The 19,784-nt window shown below is 51.8% G+C and carries 14 protein-coding genes; 8 read left to right on the top strand and 6 right to left on the bottom strand.

The genetic code is table 11. From position 1 onward, the window contains the following. Window positions 1-7: 7 nt before the first annotated feature. The 5 genes from E3E33_RS00845 to E3E33_RS00825 all read right to left on the bottom strand — a co-directional run bounded on the left by E3E33_RS00845 (window position 8) and on the right by E3E33_RS00825 (window position 9,640). Entirely contained in the window at window positions 8-4,042 is a 4,035-nt protein-coding gene (locus tag E3E33_RS00845) for a glucodextranase DOMON-like domain-containing protein (protein ID WP_167711414.1), read from the bottom strand. A 9-nt stretch (window positions 4,043-4,051) separates the two neighbouring features. Beyond that, window positions 4,052-5,302 (bottom strand): ABC transporter permease subunit, encoded by a 1,251-nt coding sequence (locus tag E3E33_RS00840; protein ID WP_048055117.1) that lies wholly within the window; start codon window positions 5,300-5,302, stop codon window positions 4,052-4,054. After that, entirely contained in the window at window positions 5,299-6,198 is a 900-nt protein-coding gene (locus tag E3E33_RS00835) for a carbohydrate ABC transporter permease (protein WP_012572756.1), read from the bottom strand. Before E3E33_RS00835 ends, E3E33_RS00840 begins: the two co-directional genes overlap by 4 nt. Before the next feature lie 38 nt (window positions 6,199-6,236). Then, window positions 6,237-7,556: an extracellular solute-binding protein gene (locus E3E33_RS00830; RefSeq protein WP_012572757.1), complete on the bottom strand. Its 1,320-nt coding sequence runs from the start codon at window positions 7,554-7,556 to the stop codon at window positions 6,237-6,239. A gap of 125 nt (window positions 7,557-7,681) precedes the next feature. Next, window positions 7,682-9,640, bottom strand: a complete 1,959-nt coding sequence (locus E3E33_RS00825; RefSeq protein WP_167711413.1) for an alpha amylase N-terminal ig-like domain-containing protein — start codon at window positions 9,638-9,640, stop codon at window positions 7,682-7,684. 70 nt (window positions 9,641-9,710) lie between these two features. On the opposite strand from E3E33_RS00825, the gene trmBL1 reads away from it, so the two are divergent. The 3 genes from trmBL1 to E3E33_RS00805 all read left to right on the top strand — a co-directional run bounded on the left by trmBL1 (window position 9,711) and on the right by E3E33_RS00805 (window position 15,457). After that, window positions 9,711-10,733 carry an HTH-type sugar sensing transcriptional regulator TrmBL1 gene (gene trmBL1, locus E3E33_RS00820; RefSeq protein WP_167711412.1) on the top strand — a complete coding sequence of 341 codons (1,023 nt, stop codon included), beginning with the start codon at window positions 9,711-9,713 and terminating at the stop codon, window positions 10,731-10,733. 39 nt (window positions 10,734-10,772) lie between these two features. Next, the gene (locus tag E3E33_RS00815) at window positions 10,773-12,125 is read left to right on the top strand and encodes a glycogen synthase (RefSeq protein ID WP_167711454.1); all 1,353 of its coding nucleotides are present in this window, start codon (window positions 10,773-10,775) and stop codon (window positions 12,123-12,125) included. Window positions 12,126-12,253: 128 nt separating this feature from the next. After that, complete coding sequence (locus E3E33_RS00805) at window positions 12,254-15,457, top strand: ABC transporter substrate-binding protein (protein ID WP_240911982.1); 3,204 nt, start codon at window positions 12,254-12,256, stop codon at window positions 15,455-15,457. Window positions 15,458-15,486: 29 nt separating this feature from the next. Here the strand turns inward: E3E33_RS00805 and E3E33_RS00800 are convergent, their stop codons facing one another. Continuing rightward, window positions 15,487-15,849, bottom strand: coding sequence for a ribonuclease P protein component 2 (locus E3E33_RS00800; RefSeq protein ID WP_167711411.1), 363 nt, complete (start codon window positions 15,847-15,849; stop codon window positions 15,487-15,489). A gap of 82 nt (window positions 15,850-15,931) precedes the next feature. On the opposite strand from E3E33_RS00800, the gene E3E33_RS00795 reads away from it, so the two are divergent. The 5 genes from E3E33_RS00795 (at window position 15,932) to E3E33_RS00775 (ending at window position 19,747) form a co-directional block, all read left to right on the top strand. Next, window positions 15,932-17,014, top strand: coding sequence for a radical SAM protein (locus E3E33_RS00795; RefSeq protein WP_167711452.1), 1,083 nt, complete (start codon window positions 15,932-15,934; stop codon window positions 17,012-17,014). Window positions 17,015-17,123: 109 nt separating this feature from the next. Next, window positions 17,124-17,876, top strand: a complete 753-nt coding sequence (locus E3E33_RS00790; RefSeq protein ID WP_167711410.1) for a hypothetical protein — start codon at window positions 17,124-17,126, stop codon at window positions 17,874-17,876. 69 nt (window positions 17,877-17,945) lie between these two features. Further along, window positions 17,946-18,116: an antitoxin VapB family protein gene (locus tag E3E33_RS00785; RefSeq protein WP_167711409.1), complete on the top strand. Its 171-nt coding sequence runs from the start codon at window positions 17,946-17,948 to the stop codon at window positions 18,114-18,116. Window positions 18,117-18,365: 249 nt separating this feature from the next. Further along, the gene (locus tag E3E33_RS00780; RefSeq protein WP_167711408.1) at window positions 18,366-19,346 is read left to right on the top strand and encodes a halocin C8-like domain-containing protein; all 981 of its coding nucleotides are present in this window, start codon (window positions 18,366-18,368) and stop codon (window positions 19,344-19,346) included. Between the two features lie 5 nt (window positions 19,347-19,351). Further along, window positions 19,352-19,747 (top strand): hypothetical protein, encoded by a 396-nt coding sequence (locus tag E3E33_RS00775; RefSeq protein ID WP_167711407.1) that lies wholly within the window; start codon window positions 19,352-19,354, stop codon window positions 19,745-19,747. Window positions 19,748-19,784 lie beyond the last annotated feature (37 nt).

Genomic DNA, 19,784 nt, shown 5'->3' with positions numbered 1-19,784 from the left:
AGGAGGGTTACCTTCTCCTCCTAAGCAGGAGCGGGGTTAAAGCCAGTCCAAGCAAAACCGCCGGACCGCAGATTCCTCCCTCTTCACCTGGAGTGGTTGTGCTAGTGGTGGTCTCTGCTGGAGTTGTTGTGGTCTCCTGCGGCGTTGTTGTGGTCTCGCTTGGAGTGGTCGTTGTTTCGCTCGGAGTCTCAGTGGGTGTCTCAGTAGGAGTCACTTCCTCGCCACCAGTTCCCTCGACGAGTGGTATCATGAGAACCGTCGCGAGGGTCTTCTTTTCTAGGTCGTAGGAACTCAGCTGCTCCTCCTGTGTTGGTTTGAGCCCTTCTGGGACGAGCATGTCAACCACTCTCGGGGCGAGGTTGTCTATGACAGCGTTTGGATCAGCTCCTCCGAGTTTCCACTGTTCCGCCTCAACTGCAACTGGCCTCCACTTGTCCGGACCGTAGCCGTCCTGAGAGCCTACGAGCACCGCAGTGTAGAGCCCGTAGTCAGTGACGCTCAGGTACTTCTTGGGAACCTTGACTATTATGGCGTTCTTTACTGGGTCGGCTGAAATCTGCATTTCACCCTGGTAAACGGTTCCGTCCGGGAGCACTATCAGGTTTCCGTAGTCCCAGCCCGCTATTCTAAGCGCCAGATCCCATGGATGTCCCGGATCGAGCTGGACGTTGCTTCCTGGACCGTCGGGGAACATCTTGATGGCGCTGGTGTTTCCTCCGTCTGTGAAGTCGAAGTAGATCTCGATTATCTGCAGGCTGAAGCCGTTCGGCCCGTTCCACGGGTTGCCACCGAGGTCCTTAAAGTAGAACTCCAGCGTCCAGGCGTCGTCGCCTTCAATCATCTTAAACTTGAGCAGGTCGAGGTGACCTGGCACGAAGACCTTGTCGGTCGGATAGGTGTAGGTTCCCGGACCGTGGTCGTCACCCTCTGGGTCGAGCATGGTTATGCCCTGCTTGAGGAGTGGAATAGCCTTAACGGTGGCGAGTTTTATCTCATTAGCATTATAGGAGCTGAGCTGTTCTTCCTGGGTTGGCTTAAAGCCCTCTGGGACGAGCTCATCAACGACCCTTGGTGCGACGTTGTTGATTACCGCCTGTGGGTCAGCTCCTCCGAGTTTCCACTGTTCCGCCTCAACTGCAACTGGCCTCCACTTGTCCGGACCGTAGCCGTCCTGTGAACCAACGAGAACGTCTCCCCAGAATCCGTAGTCCTCGTTTATCTGGATGTACTTCTTCGGGATCTTTACGATTATCGCGCTCTTAACTGGGTCGGCGCTTATCTGCATCTCGCCTTGGTAGACGGTTCCGTTCGGCAGGACTATGAGGTTTCCATAATCCCAGCCGGCTATTCTCAACGCCACATCCCACGGGTGCTCTGGGTCGAGGTTGACGTTTGCTCCCGGTCCGTCCGGGAACATCTTTATTGCCGAGCTGTTTCCTCCCTCTTTGAAGTCAAGATAAACCTCGATTATCTGCAGGCTGAAGCCGTTCGGTCCATTCCATGGGTTGCCGCCGAGATCCTTGAAGTAGAACTCCATCACGTAAGCATCGGTCTGCTCGAGCATTCTGAACCTGAGCAGGTCAAAGGCACCCTCCACGAAGACCTTGTCGGTTGGGTAGGTGTAGGTTCTTGGACCGTAGTCATCGCCCTCGGGGTCGGCGATGTCCACGAGGGTTACTCCTTTAACCTCCGTGGGGAGCTTCAGCTCAATCGGAGTGGTTATAACCTCAAGCTCTCCGTCCTTGACTGTGGAGACCGCGAAGTAGAAGTCCTCGGGAGTCTTGATGTATTCGAAGGGGACGATGATCTCCACTCTGCCATTTACCGTCTTAACCACAGCATCGCCGATCTTCTCGCTATCCTCGTAGTTGGTAGCCTGGTAAACCTCCGCCTTGTTGTCCTTGTAAACTATATGCTTGGTTATCATCAGCCCGACGCTGTCCTTTGAGAACGGGAACATCGAGTACCTGAGCTCAGTCGGCTTGTCCTGGAGGATCGTGAAGGTGTTGCCAACGCGCTCGCCCTTCTCGTATATGCTTATCTCAAACTCGTTGAGCTCTCCTTTAACTATGAAGTGAATTCCGTCGCCGTCGAAGTATACGCTTACACCTTCAGCGAGGGAGGACATGCTCGAGTAGTTCTTGACCTGGCCCTCTCCGAGGCCGTCGAGGGCTCTAACTGTGTAAGGTTCTCCATCGGGGAAGAAGTTTCCATAGAGATAGCCCGGTGGTTCGAGGCCAGCTAACCTGTACATCTCGTAGAGGTAGGTCTTGAGGTAGCGGTCAAAGGTGTAGTCCTGCCCGCTGCTCTGGTCGCTTCCGTACCACCAGAACCAGTCACTGGCCTCAGCACGGAGGAGATACTCATAAGCTTTCTCCCAGTCGGTCTGGCTCATTTCATCCTTGTGCTCCATAAGGGCCTTTCTCGCTAAGTAGAGCCAGTACCAGCCGTAGTTCTCCTGGGGCTCGCCTATCCACGTTGAGAGGGTCCCATCAATCCAGCTCGACTCGGGCCACTGCATTTCTTCCTTAACGCCCACCATGTCGTAGAGATCCCCGAGGCTCTGGGCCTTCTTGAGGGCCTCAACTTTGTCGCCGGTCAGGTCAAGGCGCTCCATCATCTGGGGTGTGAGCTTGTTTGCCTGGTCTCCGTAGAGCTGGATGTACTCGCTCGGGGTGAGGGTTCTTATGAGCCCCTGCTCCTGGAGCTCGGTGAGCCTCTTATAGAGCGTCTCAAGGAAGAGCTTTCCGTCGTAGGGGTAGTGCTCCCACGGGTTCTCTCCGTCGAGGGTTATGACGTAAACGAGGGAACCATCGTAGTTCTGCTTCTGGAGCTTGAGAAGCTCGTTTATGAAGTCCTCAACGGCATCGTACTGGTTCATTCCACCGTAGGTAAATCCAACGCGGTCGCTCAGCGCGTGGTCCCTCGGGAAGAGGTATATCTTCTTTCCGTCGAACTCAGCCACCCAGGGCTTGTGGTAGTTCTCAACAGTTCCCTCTATGCCGAGCTTCTGGAGCACGAGCTGGTCGGTCATGACCCAGGTCCAGCCGTTGCCGGCAAGTATCTCGAGGGTCTTGTCGTTGAGAGCGCTCTCAGCGGCCCATCCTCCAACCGGCTCAACCTGGCCGCCGCCAAGGTACTCCTTGTAGAGCTCGTCGGCCTTCTTCACCTGGTCGTTGAAGTCGCTCTCCCAGCCGAAGTCATTGAGGATTGGGCCTATCGGGTGGGCATAGGGAACGACGGTAACTTCCACGTTGCCGTTGCCGAGGAGGAGGTTAATAGCCTCGTGCTCCTCGAAGGTGTGGTTGAGGAGCCACATCTGGGCGTCCAGAACTGTCTTAACGTCTTCCCTCGTGTAGCCGCCTTCATCAACCTTGTCGTAGAGGGCCTTCAGCTCTGGATGGCTCATTATGTAGCCGTAGTCTATCCAAGCGAGGTTGAACAGAACGGCGAGGTCGATGTAGTCCTGCTCTGTGAACTCGTTGGTAACGGCTATTTTCTGCTCCTCGAGCGGCAGGTTGGCATACTTGGCCTTGGCCTGCATCATCTTGTTCTTCAGCTCGGTGTAGCGGTTCCAGAAGTCCCTTATGGGGTTGCCGTTCGGGTCGGTTATCGGCTCACCGTTCCACGGAATCGTGTGGTCGAAGAATCCACCCGGGGCCTGGAGCATGAACCACTTCTCGTCAACGGTGAGCGGCTCGCCGTTGGCTATCTTCTCAGTGATTATCTGGTAGTTGTCCTTGGCGCCGTTCATATAGTCAGCCAGCTGGGCTATGAGCGAGCCCGAGAGGTCTATGGTAGCGTGAACCTCAGGATACTGACTCAGGTAATAGGCCATCTTCCAGTAGTTGTTGGCCGCGTGGAGCCTGACCCACGGCCTCGTGTAGATGTCCTGTATTGGGTCGTAGTAGTAGGGCTGGTGCTGGTGCCAGACTATTATCACGTTCAGGGGCTTGGGCTCTTCAGCCGTCACGCTCGGCTGAACTGCCAGGAGGCTTCCGAGCATTAAAAAGGCCACAAATAGGGAAAGGACCTTTCTCATATTATCACCTCACTCCTTTAAACCTCCAACGGTTAGACCGCTCCTTATGTAGTTCTGAGCGAGCATGAACATCACGAACACTGGCAGCGCGAAGAGCAGCGCCGCTGCCGCGAAGTAGCTCCAATCTATTCCCCTGCCGATACCGCCCATGAGGAGGTATATCCACACCGAGAGTGGCTGGTTTTTCTCCGTCAGTAGCAGGCTCGCGAGGATGAACTCCGTCCAGCCGCCGATGAAGGCGAATATGGCTACCGTGGCTATTCCTGGCAGGGCCATTGGCAGGAGGACGTACCTTATAATCTGCAGGTAGCTTGCACCATCTACAAGTGCCGCTTCGTCGAAGTCGGGACTTATGGAGTCGATGTATCCCTTGAGGAGCCAGGTGTTGAAGGGAACGCTTCCGGCAGCATAGATGAAGGACAGCACCGGCAGCTTGTCGTATAGGCCGAGCTTGACTATCATACCATAGAGGGCTATCAACCCGGCTATGCCAAGACCCCCTGCAACCTGCGTGAACATCAGGTAGAAGTAAAGAATGTGATCTCTGCTGAAGAACTGCATCCTTGAGAATGCGTAGGCCGCTGGAACGACGAAGATCATTGACAAGAGGACTGTTAGCGTGGCCAGCAGGAGGCTGTTCTTCAGGTAGCCGAAGAACACCGAGTTGAGGAACTTTCCGACCGCTGTGAACTCGGCCTTACCTGTGTTTCTGATCACGACGTACTTCTCCATCGGGCCGGAAACTGAAACGCCGTTGACATCACCGCTCGTCAGCTCAACCTCCCTGACTATTCCGAATCCTATGCTGCCATCATCGTTCATCCTGGTGAGGACAAACAGTCCCTCTATCTCTCCCTTGAGCGTCCCCTGAAAGTTCTCTGTCGTGGAAACGTCGAAGATGATGCCAGAGACAGGTATTTCAAACTTCAGTCCTGTGAACGGTCCATACTTGATGGCTCCTGTTATCTTTCCATCAGTGAGATAGAGCTTGCCGTCCTCGATTTTGGCCTGTCCTTCAATGGTTCCAGTGAAGTTTTTGCTTATCTTGCTTCCTTTGAATCCAAAGAGCACTTCCCTGTAGGCATCGAGCGTAACGTTCCTTGGTATGAGCTCGATTTTTGTTGTTGCGAGCGTTGCGGCTGGTTTTATCGACACGGTGAATATATAGTACACTGGGAAGAGGATGATAAACATTATGAAAATGGCCGCGAGGGTGAGGAGGAAGCTCTTGATTATCTCCTTTTTCTTTTGGCCCATCATCCCTTGGCACCCTCCTGGAGCTTGGTTATCCTAACGTTGACGTACATGTAAACCGCCAGCACGAGGGTCGCTATTATCATCACCGCCGCTGCCCTTCCGTAGTGGGGACTCGCCCCAAAGGCCTTCCTGAAGCCGTAGAGCAGTATGAACTTGTCCTCGAATAGGCCAGCGTTGTAAATGTATGGCACCATGAAGTACTGGAAGCTGGCTGCACTGGTGAGTATTGTGGCGAAGGCTATTGGCTTGCCGACTATCGGGAGAACGACGTGCCTGAGTCTCTGCCAGTAGTTGGCACCGTCTATTATTGCCGCTTCCACGAGCGTGTCCGGAACGGACTGAAGCGCCGCCGTGATGACGGTTATCATAAACGGATAGGCCAGCCAGACCTCGATTATGTTGAGAGCTACAAGGCCCCAGAAAGGATCGTTCGTCCAGTTGGGAAGGGTACTCACGCCGATCGATTTGAGAATCTGATTAATCGGACCAAAAACCGGATCAAACATAAACCTCCAAACGGTGACCGAGAAGAGGAGCGGTAGGGCCCATGGGATTATCAGGAGCGACCTGTAGACCATCTTGCCCTTGACGTATTTGCTGTTGTAGAGCAGGCTGAGGAAAGTTCCTACAAGAACCTTGAGGGTAACGCTCGTTGCGACGAATATCCAGGTCCACATAAAGGCGCTTCTGAACTTTTCGTCGCTCAGTATCCACCTGAAGTTCTCTAAACCAACGAACTTGAAGGGCTCTGCATCCGGCGCCTGGATTGGAAAGTTGCCGAGCTGGGCGTTGGTGAAGGCAAGGTAAATCGAGTAGATTATCGGCCACAGGTTGAAGAGCAGAAACGCCGCCATCCCTGGAAGAATGAGGAACAGAGCAATTGTGGTGATCTTCTTCATCCCAATCCCTCCAAAAAGGTAGGAAAAGGGAAAGGGCTTCAGCCCCCGAGGTTGTTCAGGATCTCCTGCTGGTACTTCTGGAGTATGGCGGGTATGTCAGCGGTGGCCGGGTCCTGGAGTATCTCGTTGATGGCTCCGTCAACACCGCCCCAAACGGCGCCCATCTTCGGGCTCTTTGGCATGAGGTATGCGTGCTGGACTGCCTGACCGAAGCCGTAGATAACGGGGTCAGCTTGGATTTCTGGGTCCTCAAGAACCGGTGAAAGGACCGGGATGTATCCGAGCTGGAGGGAGAGCTCCTTTATGGCCTCTGGATTGGTGGTGAACCACTTGACGAAGTACCAGGCGGTCTCTTTGTTATTTATGCCCTTGGCGAAGTAGATGTTCTTGACTCCACCATAGGGTCTCGGCCAGTACTCCTTACCGTCCTTGATTATCGGCGGGAGCGGGACGATGCCGAAGTTGATTCCAGCGTCCTTGACGCTGGCAATGCTCCACGGACCGTTGACCATCATCGGAGCACGGCCTTCGAGGAAGATGCTCTGCTGGGTGTTGTAGTCAGCGGTTGGGGCCATGTATGGCCAGACGTTCTGGAAGAAGAACTCGAAGCCCTCTATGGTCTCAGGCTGGTCGAGACCGGGCATCTCGGTCTGGTCGTTGAAGTAGTAGCCTCCAAAGGCCTGAGCCCAGGCAGAGATGAAGTAAGCGTTAACTGGGTAGGCTATGCCGTACTTATCGTTGTCCGGGTCGTAGTACTGCTCCATTATCGCCTTCATCTCGTCGAAGGTCTTGGGCGGCTCGCTTACCATATCCTTGTTGTAGATGATTGCAACGGTCTCGGCAGCGAAGGGCATGGCGTAGAAGTGGCCCTTGTACTGCATAGCATCCTGAGCCATCGGGGCGAACTGGTTCAGAATGTCGTCGGTAACGTAGTCATCAATCGGCTCGAGAAGGCCAGCATCGGCGAACTTTCCAATCCAGTCGTGGGCCCATATGAAGAGGTCCGGACCCTGGCCGGTCGGAATTGCGGCTTTGAGGGCACTCTCAAGATCCGGCTTCTGCTCGAAGACTATCTCAACGTTCGGGCACATGGCCATGTACTCCTCTGCGAGGCTCTGGAAGACCTCGAGCTCGTTCGGCTGCATGGCGTGCCATATGACTATTTTTCCGCTGCCGCACTCGATCTCTGGAGTGGTAGTTGTTTCTGTTGGGCTGGTAGTCGTTGTGGTCTCGCTTGGGGTGGTTGTTGGCTGTGTGGTGGTGGGGCTGGTAGTTTCACCGCCGCCTATACAGCCGCTGGCCACGACGCTAAAAATCAAAACTCCAATCAAAAGTAGGGTAAACAGTCCTTTCTTCATAGCTTTATCACCCGTATTCGCTTTGGGTGTTATAGTATCATCGTCAGTGATATATATACCTTGCGCTTCCCTGTTCAAGTTTGCATTGTGTGTACAACCCGGAACGCTGGTGAAAAAACGTGGCATCAGATGGTTGAGGCGAGGACGACAAAGGACCAGGGTTTCATCTTGAGGAAGGACACTCCATCCGCTGCAGGACGGTAAGCTTCAGGAATCTGAATGGCTGTGGGAACGTCTGAGTAGTTTATCCCCACCAGAACTCCTTCGTTCTGGTAAACTCTCTCGTAGAGGAGCAGGCCACCTTTGAACTCCAGTGGCCTGAATTCTCCCAGCTGTAAGGCTTTGCTCTTCCTTCTCAGCCGTATCAGCGCTTTTGTCACTCTGAGTATCTTGGTGTTCCACGTCTCTTTCCCCCATTTCATTGGAGTCCTTGAGCTTTCCATCCCAGAAGCACCTATTCCCCTCAGTCCTATTTCGTCACCGTAGAAAAGCGCTGGAATCCCCTTATAGGTCATCAGGAAAGCGAGAGCGCAGAGGTATCTCCGCTCGTCACCGACGAGGTCGAGGAAGCGCTCAACGTCGTGGTTGTCAAGGAAGTTGTACATGGAGTATTCAGCGGGCCCATAATAGGTGCTCAGGAGCTCGAGCCAGTTGAGGAACTCTTCGGCACTTATCTCTCCACGCACGAAGAACCTTAGAATGGCCTCGTACAGGGGATAGTTCATCGTTCCGTGGAACTTGTCGAAGAGCCAGAGTCTTGCGTCGTCCATCACTTCTCCTACCAGATACGCGTCTTCCGGCATTCTTTCCCTGACCTCGCGCCACAGCTCTGGCGGGACGCCGTGGGCGACATCCAGTCGCCAGCCATCGGCACCTTCTTCGAGCCAGTGTTTCATTACACTGACTATGAACTCCCTAACCTGTGGATTGTCGTGGTTCAGACGGGGCATGAGCCACACCGAGAAGAAGTTCTCATAGTTCTGATGGAGCTCCTTCAGCCCCTTGTACTTTCGCTCCGGCGGTTCGTTCGAGTCGAGAACCCGAAGGAAGTCCTTCGACACCACCGGGAACTTCAGGATTCTGTAGAAGTCCCGGTACCTGCTCTCTCCGCCCTTCTTCACGACGTCCTGAAAGTATGAGTGGAAAAAGCTCGTGTGGTGGAAGACGCCGTCGAGAATCAGTTTTATGTCCCTCCTTTTCAGCTCCCGGGCGAGCTCTCCGAAGGCCTCGTTACCTCCGAACTTCCCCGCGACCTTGAAGTAATCAAGTATGTCGTAGCCATGGTACGTCATGGACTCGAAGATTGGGGTCAGATAGAGTGCATTCACACCGAGCCCCTCAAGGTGGCCGAGCCTCTTCACGATTCCGGCTAAATCGCCACCGTGGTGCCCCAGACCGGTTTCGATTATCCTTCCTCTTGGCTTTTTGATCATGTCTCTTTCGAACCTATCGGGCATTATCTGGTAGAATACCCGATTGAATATCCATCTTGGGACTTGGAGCTCTCTCGGTTCGGCGGTGAAGTTACCGTATTCGATTGTTCCTTCTCTGGTCTCTATCTCGAAGCCGTAGCTCAGCTCCTCGGTTCTTGGAAGAACGGCCTCGAAGTAGTCGAAGAGCTCGTCGCTTGCCTTCTTTCTCATCTCTATACGCTCATCGGTGATGAGGTAAGTGGAGATTGCTTTTCCCTTCACAGTCCTCAGCAGGACATGGGTTCTGTCGGCAAAGGAGTACAAGTAAGCGAGCGCGGGTTCGTGATAGAAGTCGTCTCCGGCGGATATTCTGGCAACGCTGGTTTCCCTCTCGAATTTGTATGAGAACCGCCTGTAAGCCCTCTTCTCTGGATTCTCTGGGTCTGGAGCGTATTTTCCGTCAATTGAGAAGCCGTAGTGCCAGACCCCCTCGGGGAGTTCAACAGTGGCACGCCATCTTCCGTTCTCTTCCCTCATCCGGAAGCTGCCCTCGTTGAAGGCGTTGAAGCTTCCGACGAGGTAGGCGTAGCTTCCCCTGGACGGGACTGAAAATTCAACCTTTGCGATCCGGCCAAAGTATTCGTTTGACTCGAATCCGAAAGTTTTATACACCTTTCCCACCAGGTATCACTAGTGATGATTAAACTAATGCTAGTGAACTTAAAAAGTTGGAGGTCTGAAAATGAAGGAAGAGGAAATTATCGAAAAGCTCCAGAAGCTCGGCTTGACTAAATACGAGAGCTTAGCTTACATAACCCTCCTCAAGCTTGGCCCCAGCAAGGCCACGGACATAACAAAGGAGAGTGGAATCCCCCACACGAGGGTTTATGACGTTCTGAGCTCCCTTCACAGAAAGGGGTTCGTTGACGTGATGCACGGCGCCCCGAGACTCTACAAACCGGTCAATCCTGAAGTTGTCCTTGAGAAGATAAAGGAGGAGTTCATAGAGGACTTGGAGAACCTGAAGGCAGCCTTCCTTGAGCTCTACCGCCAGGTTCACGGAGAGGGACTGCCTGAGATATGGACGATTCAAGGCTTTGAGAACACCGTTGAGAGAGCGGAGTACGTCATCAGGACAGCCAAACACGAGGTTCTGATAAACGCTCCGTTTGAGTTCCTTCGCCTTTTGAAGGATGAGATAAAGCGCCGGAAAGACATAATATTCGTCATAATTAGCAACTTCGAGGAGATTCCGGAGTGGCTTAACGCCGACAACATCATCCTGGCGAAAACCGGCGGCGCCCCCTGGCTCATGGCCAGCTGGATAATCGGGGACATCGACTATGCGCTCTTCTTCGGTGCTCTGCCGAGAGACAAGAGGCGCGAGAAGTTCTACTCCTTCTGGGCCAAGAGTCCAAAGATCATCCAGAACTACATGCACTGGTTCTACACCATATACCTCGACAACAGTGAGATCATAAAGCCCCTTAACTACGATAAGCTGCCCAAGCCACTATCGTTTGTGAACATCAGAACTCTCATAACTGTCTTGAAGTTTACAGAGCTTCCCAGGAGGGCTGAAGTCATCGGCAGGCTCGTCGAGACGAAGGAGCCCGTGACCCTTGACGGGGAAATAGTTGAGTACGAGTACACGCCGCTTATGGCCAACGTTACGGTCAAGGCTAGTGGCAAGGAATGGAAGGTTGGCGGAATCGGGAGCTACTTCGAGGACGTTGAGGGCGAGAAGTTCATCCTTCTGGAGTGATTTTTCGCTCTTTCCCTATTTTAAAAGGAGATGGCCGCAATGCGGATTCTGATATTGGGATTTGAGTACCTGCCCGTGAAAGTTGGGGGCTTGGCCGAAGCCGTAACCAGCATAGCCGAGGGCCTCTCGAATCTGGGCCATGAAGTGGCTGTTTTTACCCCGAGCCACGGAAAAGACCTTGGCGAGCCTTTCACAGCCTTTAGGGTTTCAGCCTTTGGGGAGAGAGTGGAGGTAACTGTAAAAAAGAGAGAGCAGAATGGTGTCGTGGTTTATTCTCTTGGCGGTGGTGTTCTTGACAGCTCTGACGTTTATGGCCCGGGTTGGAACGGCCTGCTCAAAAAATCCGTTCTTTTCGGCAAGGCCAGCGTTGGGCTCTTGAACGAGCTTATCGGCGAATTCAAGCCTGACGTTGTCCACGCCCACGACTGGCACACGGTCTTCGCTCTTGGCCTCCTTAGGAAGTACTTTGGCCTGAGGAGTGTCTTCACCGTCCACAGGCTCAACAAGGCCAAGGTTCCCGCCCACTATTTCCACGAAGCCCACCTCAGTGAGCTCGTCCCCTACCCGGACATCGACCCCGAACATACCGCGGCTTACATAGCCGACGCAGTAACGACCGTCAGCAGGAGCTACCTATGGGAGGAATGGGACTTCTTCGGGCTCTTCGAGGGCAAAGTTACGCACATCTTCAACGGTATAGACTGCTCCTTCTGGAACGAGGAGCTGATAGAGACGGGAGATCTTCCTAGGGAAGAGCGCAGGAGGAGGATTCTTGAGGACCTTGGATTAAGCGACGGAAAGACCTTTATGTTCATAGGGCGTTTTGATAAGGCACAGAAGGGTGTGGACACCCTGCTGTATGCGATAGAGCTCCTCTCTACTGACCCCTCTTTCAGTGAAATGAGGTTCATCATCATCGGCAAGGGGGATCCGGAGCTGGGAGCGTGGGCAAGGGCCATGGAAAACCGTTTCCCTGAGAACGTGAGGACAATTACCAAACTTCTCAGCAGAGAGGTCGTTAGGGAGCTCTACGGTTCCGTGGACTTTGTTGTAATCCCGTCGTACTTCGAGCCTTTCGGTCTGGTTCAGCTCGAGGCAATGTGCCTTGGTGCCGTTCCAATAGCTTCCGCTGTTGGGGGATTAAAGGACACGATAATAGGCCTCAGCAGTGATCCAGAGCGTGCGACAGGGATGCTCGTTCCTCCAAGGGATGCTTTTGCCCTAGCGAGGGCGATGATATGGGCCAAGGAGCTCGACGATGAGACCCTGGAGAGACTCAGAGAGAACGGGAAAAAGCGGGCCAGGGAGGACTTCAGCTGGGAGAAAGCGTGCGAGCGATATGTGAGGGTTTACGAGGGGAGGGTTGACAAAGCCATGTCTTTTATAAGATGAACATTTTTGTTCTCTACTCTTTTCACTAACTTTTTATGATGGTTAACAAAATCTGAATAGAAAACACTTTTAAATTATACTCTTAGATGTTATTAAGAACTTGCCACTATGTTGTTGGGGGGAGAACTATGAAACGAAGTTTGGCAGTATTGGTTGCATTCCTAGTGGCACTTGGTATGCTTCACGTTCAGCCAGTACAAGCGTACACCAATGAGAAAAGTGGGTTTTATGTTCTCAGTGGTATCGAAGTCAAGTACTACACGAGCCCCGATAGATTGGGCCCGGTGCTCAATTGGACTGAGGAGGAAATCACTTACTTGTTAACTTATTTCTCCATCAATAAAAACGCTGTTGAGGGAATCTCTCATATAAATGCTACGCTGATCCCGAACACTACCATAGTGGACTACGGTTCGGCGTGGTATTACATTGGTCAGCCGCAGGCTATTGAGGGTACCGACTGGATTGTTACCGTCCTTGACATAAGCATCATAGACCAGAAGGCCCTCGTCACCGTCAAGAACACCGTCACCGGTCAGGAGAGCGGCCAGATTGTTCTGGATAAAAATGTTCCAGTGGATGTTTTTGGTGATGGGAGAGTGATCCTCACTCTCGAGAGCACTTTCGTCGGCATAAACGGTAGTCTCGTAGCCCAGATAGGGGCGGGGGGACTGTCCAATACGATATGGATAACGGACGTCTCCCAGTACTGGGACCTTCAGAAGATTAGCATGCTCATGGGAATCTCAGAGAGTGCGAGGATATTTCTTGCTGAGCTGTGGGAGTTCTATCCCGCCAACAAGAACAGGGTTAGCAACATCCTTGTCGATTCCTCAGGAGGAATCGACAATCGCTGGAGCCTTATGTCGGCAGTTACTCCCGATGGGGCTCTCAGGGTAGTTCAGATAACCCCTGTGAGCGGCACAATGTTCATGAGTGCATTCAACCCAGTTGGCGGTCTGAGCGACGTTTACAGCATCAGGGTCTGGAACCTAATCAGGGACTTTGGAGGTTCTACAAACTTTGAGGGCATTTATGCTCCCTACAGGTGCACCTGGACCGTTGAAAGAGGCGACTTTGTCGTCCCTTCAGATGCAGTTATCTACAACCAGACACAGGGCTGGATTTCTAAGAACGCTGGTCAGACGGCTTCTGTTAAAGTTACCGTTCACTGTGACATTGGCACCTGGCACAATGGAGTCAACGGTAACGTCGATGATATTAAGTACTACGTTGCATTCCTTTACACCTGGGCCTACAAGGACAATGCCAACGACACGTATTTCGACCAGAACCTAGGTAGTGTCCGTTATGCTCTCGATTCGGTTCTTGGATTCCAGTGGACTGATGATGGTTATGTGGTTTACGGTACTTACAAGCACCCGCTCGCTGATGACCTAACTGCCAAGAACTACGTGGACTATTTCTACCCCCAGATGCCGTGGGAGCTCTACTGGGCAATGGGTGAGCTTGTCGCTAGGAGCAAGGACTATGGCATTGACAAGACCTACTCCTTCAGCAGCAGTGGTGAGGGCGTCCTCTGGCTCGACCTTCTCAACGGCACCCATACTTCTGATCTGGCTGCAATTATGGATGCTATCTCTGTAGGTAACGTTGTGAAAACTTTTCCAGGCATTAACTGGACAGCTATGGTTTCCAGGATAAACGCGGATCTGCAATTCTACAATGAACGCGGACATCTCGTCATAAGTAACGGTCCATACCTTCTCGCTGCGTACTCGCCGGACAGCCTCTATCTCAAACTCGAGAAGTTCGATGGTTCAAGAGCCGTTTATACAGACACCCTCCCAAGGGATGGAAACTCCAGCGTAATAGAGTTTTATGGCACCCAGGACGTGAATGGTGCTGTTCTCAATATTTCTCAGGGTGCCTATGACGTCGGCCTCTTCAGATTCACTAAGAGCTGGTATTCCAACTTCGGTACTGATGTTCTGGCTAACCTTAACCTGTACAAGAGTGCCAGCTCGTACAATGAGCTGACTTTCAACACTTGGCATGACCCGGACAAGGATGCTCCGATCGTTACCGTTGGTGACAAGGTTTACTTCAACCCGTTTGCCGTCAGGGAAGTTAGGTTTGCCATGAACTATCTCCTCAGCAGGGAGTACATCGTCCAGAACATCTACCAGGGTAGCGGTGCTCCAATGCTCGGCTGTATAAGACCCAGCCACCCGGCCAACAAGTACTTCGAGCCCGTTTACAGAATCTTGGGACTTACTCAAGAGGGGAACCTTCAGTACGCCATTAGCATTGTTGATAGTGCCATGGCAGGAGCAGCCCAGCAGGTTGCTAAGTACGGTCACACTCTTGAAAAGGGTACCGATGGTTACTGGTACTTCGACGGCCAGCCGGTTACAGTTAAGTTCATCATTCGTATTGAGGACGAAAGGAAGGAGATTGGCCTTTACGTCGCCGATCTGATTGAGAAGTACCTTGGTTTCAAGGTTGACAGACTCCTGTGGGACAGGATTCAGGCGAGTTCGGTTGTCTTTGCCAATCCTCCGAGTAACTATGAGTGGAATATCTACACCGGCGAATGGGGTGCGAGCGGTATCTCAAGCGTTTGGATTGACGACTACACTGCTTGGTTCTACGCTGCCTGGTATGGATACGTTCCGGGTTCCGTCGAGCCGAAGCACGTTAACACTGTAACTGTCGGAGAAGTCTTGAACTATATTGGACTCCAGTACGGCGATATTGGTTCATATGATGATGCCGTTCAGAACGCCAGTGCGGTTTACTTCGTTTTCAATAACCTTGGAACCCCTGATGCATTCTCTACGGCCCAGTATGTCTCACGCACGATACCCTTGGCCACTAGGACGGTTTCGAGATCAGTCGACGAGTTTAACATGAGCACCGTAACGGCCAATGATGTTGTTGTCTCCGTTGGTGGACCTCTAGTTAATTCAATAACAGCAAAATATGACAATATAGCCCTCGTCCACATGGCTATTGATGGCAGAACGATAACCATAGTTTCCCCACAGGGTAACTTCACGTGGACAGCCCCGACCCCTTGGTGGAACGTCACAGAGGGCTACTTCGTTATCCAACTCTTCAATGATAGAACAACCGGTGCCCTTGTGGTGACGATATACGGGACGGACGCTGACAGTACTGCCGCTGGAGCCTACTACTTCCTCACCCAGATCTATCCGAATATCAACTCATACAGCGGAACCAACTATCTCGTTGGCCTGTGGCAGGATACCGAGTATGGTTCAGACATACCACTGCCTGGCTCGAGCCTTGGAGACGACAGCGGCTTTAGTGCGGGCGACACAATAACCATTGTTGCTCAGGGATGAACTTTGAGAACTTCTTTCTTTTTCAAAATTTATTTCCATCCGAATTCACTCAGAAACTTTCTCTTCAGTCTCTTTATCGTCCCAGAAACGCCGAGAGTCCTGAAAATTGCCTTAGAACCGTTTATGTGGGTGACGAGCGCCAGGGCGAAGCGGAGCTCCTCCACGTGCTTTCTATCAACACGGACTATACCGGTCTGACTCTTCTCGTCGAACTTTATGAACCAGGGCTTGGCCCGAGCGGAGCCGAGCGTCCCAAGGGTCGAGAGGCTTGCCTCCCAGATAGCCCTCTTTATCTCGTCCTTTGTGAAGGTTCTCTCACCGATGACCTGAAAGGCAATATAGCGGTGCTTATCCCTTAGTGTCGGCGGCAGTGTCTTGGGTCTTTCCTTCATTTTCACACCTTCCCATTTTTGGCTACCAACCTTTTTAAGGCCTGCTCCTCTGGTTGTGTTAGCGAGAGCTGGAGGGATTTGGATGTGGGAGACCCCTTACTTTTCATACGCCGTGAGAGAACTGCCGAAGGGCTGTCAGATGTGCGTTAGGGGAGAGAAGCTCGTCCTCTTCACAACAGGTGCATGCCCGAGGGACTGCTTCTACTGCCCGCTGAGCCCTTGGAGGAGGGAGGATGTTGTTTACGCCAACGAGAGGCCGTTTAAGAGGATAGATGACATTATCGAGGAGGCTAGAATTCAGGAGGCAAGGGGAGCAGGGGTCACCGGTGGAGATCCGCTGGCGAGATTAGACAGAACCGCCGAATATATTCGAGCCTTAAAGGAGCAGTTCGGGGAAAAGTTCCATGTCCACCTCTACACGACCGGAGCACTCACAACGAAAAAGGCCCTAGAAAAGCTCTACGACGCTGGTTTAGATGAAATCCGCTTCCATCCGGATCTCTTCAACCCGAACTCAAGGCTCTTCAGGGTGGAGATTGAGAACATAAAGAACGCATTCGACTTCGACTGGGACGTTGGAGGAGAGGTTCCCGCCGTTCCGGGTCAGGGTGAGAGGATTAAGTGGTTCGCGGAGTTTTTGGACGGACTTGGAGCGAAGTTCCTCAACATCAACGAGCTGGAGTTCAGCGAGACCAATTTAAGGAACCTCCTGGATAAGGGGTACCGGCCCATCAGCGACGAGAGTTCGGCGATTAAGGGAAGCTTAGAACTTGGCCTCGAAATCCTGCGCTGGGGCGAGGGGAGCACCTCACTGAGCTACCACCTCTGCACCGCCAAGCTCAAGGACGCGGTTCAGCTCAGGAACAGGCTGAAAAGGATGGCGAGAAACGTCGCTAAGCCTTACATGGAGATAACCGAGGACGGAACGCTCCGCTTTGGAATAGCTGAGTACGAGGATTTAGACGAGCTCTACACCCTCCTCGTGGAGGAGGCAGAGGTTCCCGGGGAGTGGCTTTACGTAAACCGCGAGAAGGGCAGGATAGAGATGCCTGAGGAGGTCGCCGTCGAGCTGGCCGAGGCGATTGAAGGAGACGTGAGGTTCTTCATCGTCGAGGAGTACCCCACGTGGGACAGGATAGAGATCGAGAGGGTCCCACTGCCGTAGCCTGTTTTTACTCTTCTGTGTTGTTGGTTCTGGAGGCGTAAGTAACTTACGGGGGCATAAGTTGTTAGGGTCTCGAAAAGATTATTTACCCCGAAGGATATTAACCGCCATGCCGCGGAACTTCATCCGTAGCTTCCTCCTGCCTTTGCTGACTCTCATCGCCTTCTGGGTGGGCCTGTGGCTCTATGTCCCTCAAATCAGGGAAAACCTCAACGCCGTGAACCTGCTCATAGTTCTCCTTCTCTTGGCAATTTTTCTCCTCACAGCCCCCCACTTCGTTGGAAAGGCCCTTGAGGACTACGGCTACTCCCGCGAGGACGTCAGACGGCTCCCCGAAATCCTTGAGAAGACTTGGGGCAGGAGCTACCTTCCAAAGGAAGTCCAGGATATTATCGGCAGGCACGTCATGCTCTGGGGCTTCTTCGCGACGGCGGTAATCATGACGGGAAACCTGGTGGAGGGAGTCATCGGCACCGCATCAGTCTTTGCAGTAATCTTTGCCTTCTTTATAGTGGGCGTTTCGATGGCAATCTGGATTATCATCCTTCCGCTCTCGATTTACAGAGTCCTCACTGGCAAAGAACCCGATAAAACCCTCTTGAAATTTGTAATTCTATACACTCTCGTTTTTACGGGGATTCTAATAGTGGTCAGGCTTATCGCCCTCCACGTCAATCCGGGGAATCCCGCGGAGTTCTTGGACTACTTCTTTCGCTTCGGCAGGAACACCCGCGTTTTCAACGGCCTCCTGAAGCTTTCCGGCCTCAACGTTCTCTTCGGTCTCGCCGGATTCTACGCGCCGAGGAAGATTGGAAGGCTCTCCGTCCCCGTTATGCTTGCCATAGCAATCGCCCAGCTCTAGGTGGTGTGGGGGATGTTTGTTGGAGGCTGAGTCAAAAGCGTTAAATAGCTGATAACTCCATTTTGAAACATGGCTGGGGAGAAAGAACGCCTACCCAAACTCGGAGAAGGGAAGAAGGGTAACCTTGACGTTCTCATGATTGCCTTTGGGACGGTGAGCGAGGAGGAAGTTGAGAAATTTAGAAAAACGCTGAAGGAAGTTGAAGAGTGGATGAATGAGTGGACTCCGTGTTGTGATTGAATATCAATGGGCTGGCTTTTACCTATGGTGGTGAATTTATCTTGAATGTAGAAATTTGATGATGAGTGAACTTTTGTATCCTTTCGTCCACTCCTTTACTCCTGCTTCTTTTGACTCGTTCTTGTCGTTTTGATATGGTTAGAAGTTGGATTTCCTACGAAAAAAACGTTATCTAGTACAACTTGTAAAAGAAAAAGTTTATATACGATGATTGCTTACATCCCCTGACCAATCGGCCAAGTGGTGGCCATGAATTGGAGGAAGGCGACGTTTGGCGTGTTTTTGGTCTTCATGGTGTTGAGCCTGCAGTTGATTGCAACTCCACAAGCAATGGCAATGAGCACGAACAACGCCAGCGTAACCTTCAGGAGGACTGTCATTGCCTGGTATGATGACAAGGGTAAGCTTCAGATGAATGTTACCTGGCTGAACAAGACCATTGACTTTGCAAACCTGACGAACTCTTCATGTGCTTGTCATAACTCAAGCTCTTGTAGTGCTCCAAACATGAGTGCTAACCTCAACGTTTCCGTGGTTACCTTATACAACATTAGTAAGAAGCACGAGCAGTTATTGTTCTTCGGAATTAGCCTGTACAATGGGACGTTTAACTACACGATGTACGGGCTTGTTTACAAAGCTGAGAGGAGTCAGTACAACTTTACTCTGGTCACGAGGATATTCACCGACCCGAAGACTGGAGCATATAAGGCCTATTCAACTGTAATGAACATTGCTCCAAATGATGAGGATAAAGTTGTCCCCGTCGGAGATACGATTATTACCGCTGACAACTTGACCCTCTCGGAGTACTACTGGACTCTCAACAAGGTTCTCATGAAGCTCAGGCGTGGAGATGAGACCAACTGGATTTGGGGTAGAAGTGCCTACGAGCTGAGGCACCTCTCACACCTGGTAAGACTCAAACTACTAGAGTACAACCAAGGGAAAGCAATAGGAATGACAACAGTAATGGACGGATATACTGAGTGGTTAAAGTGTACAATTTGTACATATGTTGTTACATTTATCTGCCAGGCGGGAGTGTGGTCAAGTTGTACTGGAATATGCGGAACGATATGCCTTATGACAGTTAACCCATTTGCTATCGGGACCTGTTTGGCAACTTGTGCCCCAATTTGCTGGAAGATTTCATCAGCAGTAGCTTTCTTTGGATGTGCCTATGGAGCATATAATATATGTTCCAGTGAAGGATACTGTCAGGGGTGAGAAATATGAAGAAAAGAAAGCCAAAACTCCTAGATCTGATAGGATATAAGAGTTGGGTGTTTTTTGTTCCCCTTTCTTTAGTTTCGCCTCTCTTTGTATATGGTATCAAAAACGTTGAAGACAATGTGGGTAGATTAACGCTTCTGTTTAGCGTCCTATTCGTTGCCGGTTACACACTGTACGTGCCTAGAACAATCATTTTCAAAAAATATCAGTTGGATTACTTGTATTCTTGGTATAAACTTTCACGAAGACATACAAAGGGGATTCAAGAAAAGACTTTTATCGAAATTGCAAGGAGGGAGGTGATATCGCGTGAGAAAAATGGTAACAAGAGAAAAATACTTGAAGAATACCTGCAGGAATTGATTAGGGACAAAAAGAATGATGACCCTAACTAAGCTATTGCCTTTTCCTTCATGGCTTTGGCGGTTGCCT

It is taken from the genome of Thermococcus sp. GR5, from assembly GCF_012027535.1.
GTDB classification, from domain to species: Archaea; Methanobacteriota_B; Thermococci; order Thermococcales; family Thermococcaceae; genus Thermococcus; species Thermococcus onnurineus.
Note: the sequence above shows the minus strand (reverse complement) of the source record. Positions and strands in the feature narration are given on the sequence as shown.